Source organism: Bradyrhizobium hipponense, assembly GCF_008123965.1.
In the GTDB taxonomy this organism is placed as follows: domain Bacteria; phylum Pseudomonadota; class Alphaproteobacteria; order Rhizobiales; family Xanthobacteraceae; genus Bradyrhizobium; species Bradyrhizobium hipponense.
This window is the reverse complement of record NZ_VSTH01000299.1, coordinates 1-10,040: the sequence shown is the minus strand read 5'-3', so window position 1 is coordinate 10,040 and position 10,040 is coordinate 1. Positions and strand designations below refer to the sequence as shown.

General features: G+C 59.9%; 5 protein-coding genes and 1 pseudogene. 4 read left to right on the top strand and 2 right to left on the bottom strand.

Going from position 1 to position 10,040, the window contains the following annotated elements; all coding sequences use genetic code 11:
- Positions 1-907: 907 nt before the first annotated feature.
- From FXV83_RS42150 to FXV83_RS42135, 4 genes and pseudogenes are all read left to right on the top strand, one after another.
- A complete protein-coding gene (locus FXV83_RS42150; protein ID WP_148745873.1) occupies positions 908-3,700 on the top strand; it encodes an Ig-like domain-containing protein in 2,793 nt (930 codons plus the stop codon).
- 321 nt (positions 3,701-4,021) lie between these two features.
- On the top strand, positions 4,022-5,725 hold the full coding sequence (locus FXV83_RS42145; RefSeq protein ID WP_187436557.1) for a type I secretion system permease/ATPase: 1,704 nt from the start codon (positions 4,022-4,024) through the stop codon (positions 5,723-5,725).
- Complete coding sequence (locus FXV83_RS42140; protein ID WP_148745872.1) at positions 5,722-7,035, top strand: HlyD family type I secretion periplasmic adaptor subunit; 1,314 nt, start codon at positions 5,722-5,724, stop codon at positions 7,033-7,035. The genes FXV83_RS42145 and FXV83_RS42140 overlap by 4 nt, the downstream gene beginning before the upstream one ends.
- A gap of 123 nt (positions 7,036-7,158) precedes the next feature.
- A pseudogene (locus FXV83_RS42135) lies at positions 7,159-7,361 on the top strand (integrase core domain-containing protein); the annotation flags it as partial.
- A gap of 107 nt (positions 7,362-7,468) precedes the next feature.
- Here FXV83_RS42135 and FXV83_RS42130 read toward each other — a convergent pair.
- The gene (locus FXV83_RS42130) at positions 7,469-8,899 is read right to left on the bottom strand and encodes an HlyD family type I secretion periplasmic adaptor subunit (protein WP_148745871.1); all 1,431 of its coding nucleotides are present in this window, start codon (positions 8,897-8,899) and stop codon (positions 7,469-7,471) included.
- On the bottom strand, positions 8,886-10,040 hold a 1,155-nt coding region (locus tag FXV83_RS42125; protein ID WP_148745870.1), incomplete at its 5' end, for an ATP-binding cassette domain-containing protein. The genes FXV83_RS42130 and FXV83_RS42125, both read right to left, overlap by 14 nt.

The window sequence follows — 10,040 nt, the reverse complement described above, 5'->3', positions numbered from 1 at the left end:
CTGATAGACGGAGCATTGGGAAGGACCGGAAAGCCAGACCCCTCACTGCGATTGCACGTGCTTGGCTAGGCGATTGATCCGGTTGCTGCGCCCGGTGCAGCGGTGCAGCTAGTGACCGTCGAGCCCGCCTCGTAGCAGGACAAAATCCGAACCGGCTTACCAGCTGCTCCGCCTTGGCTCGAGCCCGCGACAGCAGGGCCGACAGTGCCGCCATGTCGCCGCCATCAATCCGGTAACGGCTCATCTTCTCGGCGCCAGGTGGCATTATCCCCAGCCGCCACTTCGCTTTGCTCAGTCGAAAGCAACGTAAAACGTGGCATACTCGCATCCGGCGGATGCGTCAGGGTGATCAGTGCGCATCGTTGATCCTCTGGGTGGTCGTAACTCAACTTTACCCCTGTCCACCTGCCACCCCATAGGATCTACTACGACAAAATGCGAACTGCACACGATATGCGATGGAGATTCGTTTGGCTTCGCCACAATATTTATTGTTCGCTTCTGATTAAACGTAAGTATGAAAATAAAATATTTACTCGCTGACTCTGCGCGTCGCGATAAATCTCGGGTCGTAATGAGAAATGGTGACTATTCCACAGAATTAGTCGCGCTTGGCAGGAATACTCTTTGTGGTTTCTAATAAAATGATTAACGATGCAATCGTCTGGGAATTTTTCGGAATTTTGCTTTGTAGCCGAGTGAATGTGGCGCATCCGAGCTAAACATCACCCCAGCACAGCCTAGTTGTGGTCCCAAAAAAGCCCGCGCCATCCAAGCAATACACCGTCCGGTCGATCATCGTGTGATGGTTGGCCCAACAAGAAGAAAATGAAAAGCATGTCGCTCGGGGAACGCCCTTTCGGGGTGGAGTGCATGCTGATGGGCATCAAAATCAGGAGAACAGGTAATGGCAGTTAACGACGGCTCCGCGAACGCGCCGGTTGGATCGGCGCAGCTTCCAAGCTTGCTGGACGCTTATGGTGCGAACCGGCCGGCATGGAGTGTTGCGGGCGTAGACTATCACGTGGGGGTACCAGACGGACTGACGCTCAAGGATCCTGCGACGATGTCGATGGCAGGCGTGTCGGTCGACGTAGCTCAAAAGAGCATCACGGTGACGGGCAGCAACGTCACACTCGATGGTTATGATTTCGGCGGCTGGGCCGTCGTGACCACGGCAGCGAACACCAGCCTGATCAACTCGAACTTCAATGGTCTAAATCCAGGAGGTCCGCAAAACAGTGTCATTTCCGGCTCTCAAACCTCCTCCAATCTGTATATAGGCAATTGCACTATTGATGGCCTGAGCGGCGGTGGTCATGCCGAATTCCTTGTCGAGATGGAAGGGCCCGGCCTCACGATCGAACATTCGTGGCTGAAGAATTCCAACTCCGACCTGATCGGCCGCCATGGTCAGGACGGCGGCGACATCACGATTCAATACAACCTGCTGCAACAGGCTGGCATGGGCGGCCCAGACACCCACGGTGACTATCTCCAAGTTTATGGGCCGACCATTGATTCGACCCACATTCTGTACAACACGACGGTCCAGGATGGCGGCATTACCCAGGGGTTCATCGCCGATAACACAAGATCGGGCGAGTTTGCCGGCAACACCCTGATCGGCAGCGTCAGCTATTGGATGTCCGTATCCGGTCCGGGTACCGATCCCGCCAATCTGACGAGTAACTTCTCCACGCACGACAATTACTATGACGTGACCAAAGCGTTCGGCTTCAACTATCCGGCAGTTGGGCCGGACGACTCCTATTCGAACACCAGCTTTGTTCACAACGTGAACATGGCGACCGGCGAAGTCGCGCAGGATTCCAATGCGCCGACGTCGACTTCGTCGAGCTCTACGACGACCTCCGGTTCGACCAGTTCGACCACTCCGGCGGCGCCGGTCATCGCCTCGTTCTCGTCCGACAGCGGCGTCGCCGGCGATGGCATCACGAACGACAATACTGTCGACCTCAAGGGTACCGCTGCGGCCAACAGCACGGTCACGATCTACGACGGTTCGACCAAGATCGGTACGGCTACTGCGAGTTCAACTGGGACTTGGGACTACATCACCCAGGTCCTGACCGACGCAAAGCATACGCTGACGGCGACCGCCACCAACTCATCGGGGCAGACCAGCGCAGCGTCCTCTGCGCTGGCGGTTACAGTCGATACCAAAGCACCAGCTGCGCCGGCCATTACCGGCGATACAGTCAACAGCGCCAATCAGGCGGTGGTGACAGGAACTGCCGAAACGAACAGCACGATCAAGGTGTATGACGGAACGACGCAGGTCGGGACGGCGACAACCAACTCGAGCGGCGCGTGGAGCGTCACGACGTCTGCTCTGGTGTCCGGTTCGCACGTGCTGACGGCGAAGGCGACTGACGTTGCGGGTAACGTCAGTGCTGCGTCAACGGCCGTAGATCCGGTCGTTGGTTCTGGAACGTCGGGCACGACCGGTTCGGGCACGTCCGGTACGGGTACCTCGGGTACAGGTACCTCAGGCTCAGGTACCTCGGGCTCGGGCACGTCGGTCACGGGTACCTCGGGCACGGGCACCACTGCGCCCGCCGCACCGAAAATCGCCTCTTTCTCGACGGACAGCGGTGTTGTCGGTGACCACATCACCAGCGACAAGATGCTGAACCTGGCGGGAAGTGCAGCTGCCAACAGCACTGTCAAGGTGCTCGACGGCACGACCCAGCTCGGCATCGTCACGGCGGATGCCAATGGAGCGTGGCACTACTCGACTGCTGCGCTGCCCGACGGCAAGCACAGCTTCACTGCGACGGACACGGTCTCTGGCGTCAGCAGCAAGGCATCGACTGCGCTGGACGTGACGGTGGATACTGCGGCCCCGGACGCCCCGGTTCTGTTGAGCGATCCGACCTCGCATAACCGCGCAACGGTGTCCGGAACGGCGGAAGCGGGGAGCTCGATCAAGCTCTATGAGGGCACGACTCTGCTTGGCACGGCGACGGTCGCAAGCGACGGCGACTGGAGCGTGACGACCCCGAATCTCAAGCACGGGCCCCACACCTTCACTGCGACTGCCACCGACGCTGCTGGCAACGCCAGCGCCTTGTCGCAGCCGATCGATCCCCCGATTGGCTCGCATGGCGCCACCGGCACCTCGACGGTGGAAGTCACCAATGTGCGCCAGCATTGGGATCACACCGCAACGATCAAGGGCACTGCCGATCCCAACAGCCAGATCAAGCTGTCTGACGGCACCACCGCGGCCGGTTCGGTCACGGCGGGAGGCGACGGCAAGTGGAGCTTCCACACCTCCGACCTGTCGGGCAAGTCCCACGCCTTCACTGCGGAGCAGGTCGACACGACCGGCCACGTGGTCGGGACCAGCTCGGGCGAGGCGATCATCGGCACGAGCCACAGCAATACGCTGACTGGCACCACGGGCAACGACATCATGGTGGGCAAAGCGGGTGCGGACACCTTCGTGTTTGCGTCGAACTTCGGCCAGGACGTCATCAAGGACTTCGCTGCCGGTGGACCTGCCCACGACACGGTCCAGTTCAGCAAGGGCGTGTTCGACAGCTTTGCGAGCGTTCTCTCCCACGCGGCCCAGTCTGGCCACGACGTCGTCATCGCCACCGGAAGCGACACGCTCACGCTGAAGCATACCAAGCTCGATGCGTTGAACAGCCACGACTTCCACTTCGCGTAGGGGACGGGCCAACCACACAGAGTAGTAGTCAACAACTGCCTCGGGGATCTCTTGGGGGATCTTCCGAGGCATGTTTCAAGGGCGGGTGCCATGACTGACTTTGGACGGCGGGGGGTGATCCCCCCGCTTGCGAATCTTTATCGAATCCCACTTATGCATTTGTCGGGACTATGGTCGGCCGGACGACAGTGGGCGAATGACACCGAACTGCGGACGCCGCGACTGATCGGCTGGGCAAGGCGCCCGGTCGAAGCGCTTCGGCAACGGATTTTCGCTGGTCGATTCAGGCCGGCGGAGGACTATGACGAGCCGCAGTCGGAGATGTCGGCTTTCCTGCGGTCGTGCCGCCGGATTTTCTGGGCTCTCGCGGCCTTCAGCGGGATGAGCAATCTCCTTATGCTCACCGGATCGTTTTTCATGCTGCAAGTCTATGACCGGGTGCTGCCCGGGCGCAGCATACCGACGCTGATCGCCTTGATGGTTCTCGCCACGGTTCTTTACCTATTCCAGGGCGGGCTCGACCTCGTCAGGAGCAGGATCAGCGCCCGGGTCGGCCGGTATTTCGATGAAAGTCTCAGCGTTCGCATATTCGATGCGCTCGTCCGCTTGCCCTTGAAGACCAGAGCTGATGGCGATGGCTTGCAGCCGGTGCGGGACCTTGATCAGGTCCGCAGCTTCCTGTCGAGCGGAGGACCGACGGCGCTCTTCGATCTGCCCTGGATGCCCATCTATCTCGGCGTCTGCTTCCTCTTTCACTTCTGGATTGGCGTTACTGCGCTGGCCGGCGCGCTGGTGCTAGTCGGTATTACGATGCTCACGGAAACACGCACACGAGGCCCGGCAAAGGCGACCTCGCGTCTTGCGGTCTCGCGAACGGCCCTTGCGCTCGAGGGGCGCCGAAATGCCGAAGTTCTGCAGGCCATGGGGATGCGGCAACAGGCCGCCTTACGTTGGCGGGACGTCAACGCAAAGTACCTCGCGGCCCATGAGCGAGCCAGCGATGTCGCAAACGGACTCGGCGGCGCCTCCAAGATTTTCCGGACGATCCTGCAATCGCTGGTTCTCGCCGTTGGCGCCGTTCTCGTCATCAATCAGGAATCGACGGCGGGTATCATCATTGCGGGATCGATCCTCACCGCGCGGGCATTGGCGCCCGTCGAAATGGCCATCGCGAACTGGAAAGGATTCGTCGCCGCACGGCAATCCGGGCAACGGCTCGATCGGTTGCTGAAGCTTCTGCCTGGCGAGGAGGAGCGGTTGGCATTGCCTCCGCCTGTTGAAACCCTCACGGTCGAGCACCTCTATATCGGCGCTCCAAACTCCGAGAGGCCGACCCTCAGTGAAGTGTCGTTCCAGTTGCGGAGAGGGCAGGCGGTTGGAATCATTGGTCCGAGCGGATCCGGCAAATCGACATTGGCGCGTGCGCTGGTGGGGGTGTGGCCGTGCATTCGAGGCAGGATCCGGCTCGACAACGCCGCGCTCGATCACTGGTCTTCGGACGCCCTCGGCAAGCACATCGGGTATCTGCCCCAGGACGTCGAATTGTTCGACGGCAGTATTGCGATGAACATTGCACGGTTCGACCCGCAGGCAACGGCCGCCGCAGTTCTGGAAGCCTCGCATGCCGCAGGCGCGCACGACCTCATCCTCTCCCTTCCGGACGGCTACAGCACGAAGATCGGCGAGGGAGGGCTGGCGCTGTCGGCGGGACAGCGGCAGCGTATCGGGCTCGCGCGCGCCTTCTACGGCAAGCCCTTCCTGGTCGTGCTCGATGAGCCCTCTTCCAATCTCGACGCCGAGGGCGAGGAGGCCTTGACCGAGGCGATCCTGAATGTGCGCCGCCGCGGCGGGATTGTCGCCGTCGTCGCGCATCGTCCGAAGGCGCTGGAAGGTGTGGACCACGTCTTGTGCCTGGGGGAAGGCAGGGTCCAGTCCTTCGGCAGGAGAGAAGAGGTTCTGAAGACGGTGTTGCGGAATCCCGTACCACTCAAGGTCGTGGCGGAAGCTCAAGGAGGCGGCCGATGAACGGCCAGGTGGCATCGGCAATGCAGTCCATCCAGCGTTACATGATCGTTGGTATGATCATGTTCGCCTTGGTGACCTTTGGGGTCGGCGGCTGGGCGACAACGACCCAATTGTCGGGCGCAGTGATCGCCCAAGGCGTGATCGTGGTGGACTCGAGCGTCAAGAAAGTCCAGCACTCCACGGGCGGGATCGTGGGAGAGTTGCGCGTGCGCGAGGGCGACCGGGTCAACGCAGGGGACATTTTGATCCGCCTCGACGAGACCCAGACGCTCGCCAATGCGACAATCGTCACCAACAGCATCGATGAGCTGTTCGCGCGGCAGGCTCGTCTCGAGGCCGAGCGCGATGGCGCCGAGCAGGTCGTGTTTCCCAAGGTGCTGCTCGACCGGGCCAAGGAGAACAACTCCGAGGCGAATCGTGCAATCACCGCGGAGCGGAAGCTGTTCGACCTGCGTCGTCAGGCAAGGAGCGGCCAGAAAGCGCAGTTGCAGGAGAAAAGCGCGCAGCTGGAAAACGAGATCAAGGGCTATACGGGGCAGACCGAGGCCAAGCAGAAGGAAGTCGAATTCATCCGCCAGGAGCTGGAAGGCGTGCGCAGTCTCTGGCAAAAAAATCTGGTGCCGATCACGCGGCTCAATTCCCTCGAGCGCGACGCCGCCCGCCTCGAAGGCGAGCGCAGCCAGCTCGCAGGGATGATTGCTCAGTCGAAGGGCAAGATTTCGGAGATCGGACTCCAGATCATCCAGATCGACCAGGACCTGCGGACGGAAGTCGGCAAGGACCTGATCGAAACGCGCTCGAAACTCTCCGAGCTGAGCGAGCGCAAAACTGCGGCGGTCGATCAATTGAATCGGATCGATATCAGGGCACCACAATCCGGTCGCGTCCATGAGCTCAGCGTCCACACGGTTGGAGGCGTCATCTCTCCCGGCGAGCAAATCATGCTGATCGTGCCTGATGCGGACTCCCTTGCGGTCGAGGTCAAGATCGCACCCCGCGATATCGACCAGGTCTATGTGGGGCAGACCGCGACAATGCGCTTCGCAGCGTTCAACCAGAAGACCACGCCCGAAATCGACGGGGAGGTCAGCATGGTCTCGGCAGACATTACGCAGGATCAGCGCGCCGGAACGAGCTACTACACGGGTCGCGTCCTGCTGAAGCCGGAAGAGCTGGCAAAACTCGGGTCGGCCAAGCTACTGCCCGGCATGCCGGTCGAGGTCTTCATCAAGACGGCAGGTCGGACCGCGTTATCCTACCTGCTCAAGCCGCTGCGGGATCAGGCGGGGCGCGCGTTGAAAGAGCGATGAGGAGGCGGTGCTTAAATGGAGCCTTTGGGTGGGGCTGGACGAGCGCAAGCTCGACCTAGAGGAGCACCTCTTTCTGCGGCACGGCGGCAAGATCGTCTTTCTAGGGCGCTTCGTCGCCGTGCTCAAACGAACCGAAAGGCCGAGCGCTTCATCCAGACGCACTTAGGGAATGGGCTTATGCCAGAGCCTATCCAACATCGGGCCAAGAGTTGCCGATCTGGCTGCACCAACACAACTGGCACCGACCCCACGGTGGTATAAAATCTCAAACGCCGATCAGCAGGCTCGGTTTGACCGAGGACAACCTGCTGAGGCTCCACACCTAGCTAGGCCGCCTGACGTTCAATTGCCGCCCCCTAAAGTATAAAGATGCCGCCAATAGTTTGTGTTGCGCAATTTCTTCGGCGTCCTGGCTTAGGTCACGGCCCTCTAATCAGCGCTCTCGTAAGCCGTCATGCCCGTACCTAATAAGCGGCGACAGGAGATAGCTTAGAACACTCCGTGATCCGGTCTTAATTTCGACCGTGACGGCCATTCCGGGCGTCAGGTTGATCAATTTGTCATCAATTTGCATTTGGGAACGATCCAGTGAAACTCGCGCGGCGAAGCTTAGGTCCTGATCCTTTGGTTCGCTCGACGTGCTATCGGCACCCGGAGATTTTTCGTTCGCCCGATCAACCGGTTTGTTGCGGACGATCGCATCGTGCGACACGCTCAAGACATCGCCGTGGAGAAGCCCGTATTTGGTGAAATTGAACGTATCGACCTTGATCTCAGCGCGTTGCCCACGCTGAACGAACCCGACGTCACGGTTGGAGATCATTGCCTCAATTTCAAGGCGACCGTCAGAGGGCACCAATGCCAAAAGGACCTGTGCGGGCGTCACCACGCCGCCGACGGTATGGATCGCAAGCTGCTGAACCGTCCCGGCGATCGGCGCCGTCAAATATTGTGCGTTGATCTTCTGCTGGCTCCTGGCGACATCATGAATAAGCCCGTCAGCCTTACGCTCGGCCTCGGCGAGTTGACCGAACAACGTACGGTCGAACTCCGCCACAGCCTGCCTTCGGGCCTCTGCCAGCGCAGCCACGCTCGCATCCGCCTCGCGAAGATGACTTTTCTGCACGACCAGCTCTCGCTGCTGCTCAACCATTAATTGCACAATCTCGAGATACTGAAATTTGGAGGTATATTCCCGATCTGACGAAGCTTTGCGGATGTCGACCCTTTGCTGAATGATTGGAATGAGCGTCGAGAGCTTATCAATTGTGGCTTGAATTGTGGCCCGCTCCGCCTCCTTCTGGTCGCGCTGTCGTTCTAGGGCGGCGATTTTGGCCTGGTATTCTGCGATCTGCTTCATCAAATAGTTTTGCTGCAAGGCCACCTGATCGGGCGGCGCACCGGCGGGTGGATGGAATGCCTCGAGGGGATTTTCAAGGTTCGACAGACCTGCACGCAGGCGGGCGATTTCGAGCTGCGCGGCGGTGAGATCCGCCTGCAGGTGGTCGCGCTCGGATTCATTAATTCTGGGATTCAGCTCGATCAGAACGTCTCCCGCTTTGACCGTTTGCCCGTCGCGAACATGAATGGCCCGAACCATCCCAATTTCGAAGGGCTGGACGACCTTGGTGCCTTCTGATGGAATTATCTTGCCTGGCGCTGACGCGACGATGTCAATTTGTCCGAGAGCCGCCCAGGTCAATGCAAAGCAAAATATTGCGATGATCGTCACGGCGACGGCCCTGCCAGCGGGAGAAGCCGGAGTTTCGACGATCTCCAGCGCGGCCGGCAGAAATGCGGTTTCCTCCGCGCTCGCACGAACCTTTGCTTTTGGAAATGAAATGATCTTGTTAGCCGACTTCATGGATACCTGCCTGAAGTCGATAGAGCATGGCGTAACGGCCACCGGAGCGAACTAACTCGTCGTGGGTTCCGTCCTCCACAATACGACCGCGTTCGATGGTGATGATGCGGTTTGCGCGGCGCACCGTCGAAAGACGGTGGGCGATGATCAGCGCCGTGCGTCCTTCGACGATCTTCCGCATGTTGATCTGGATGGTCTGTTCGCTCTCGTAGTCAAGTGAGCTGGTTGCCTCGTCAAAAATCAGTATCCTCGGATTCCCAACCAGCGCGCGGGCAATCGCAATCCGCTGGCGCTGGCCTCCGGACAGGCTGCTGCCGCGCTCGCCCACAATCGTGTCATAGCCTTCTGGCAGCTCCAGGATGAAATCATGGGCGCCAGCAAGGGTTGCGGCTGCAATGACCCTTTCCATCGACATGGCTGGATCAGCCAGCGCAATGTTCGCACGAACCGATGCGTTGAACAGGACGTTCTCCTGCAGCACCACGCCGATTTGTCGTCGCAGCCAGGCCGGATCGACCACGGCGAGGTCGATGCCATCGACAAGGACTTTTCCACTCTCTGGAACGTAAAGACGCTGAACGAGCTTGGCGACTGTACTCTTCCCCGATCCTGATGGACCGACTATCCCAACGATCTGTCCAGCGGGCACGTCGAAATCAATATTGTGCAAGACTTCGGGGCCGTCGACGCGATAGCGGAACGTTACATGCTCGAACCTGACAGAGCCGATCACGGCCGGAAGGGTCGATCTCGAGGCGTTATAGGTTTGCTCGGGAGGCGTATTCAAAATATCGCCCAATCTGGCGACCGACAGCCGGGCCTGATGAAAATCCTGCCAGATCTGGGCCAGTCGCAACACGGGCTGGCTGACCCTGCCTGATAGCATATTGAAGGCGACCAGCTCTCCCACGCTGAGACTTCCCTCGATCACCAGGCGGGCGCCGAAGTAAAGCGTCAATGCGGTAGCCAGTTTGCTAACGAGCTGAACGCCCTGGCTGGCGACATTGCCCAGACTGGTGACGCGGAAGCTCGCAGTGACGTAGCCGGCAAGCTGCTCTTCCCAGCGGCGCTGCATCTGCGGTTCAACCGCCATGGACTTGAGTGTTTCTACGCTTGTCACAGACTCGACCAGAAATGCCTG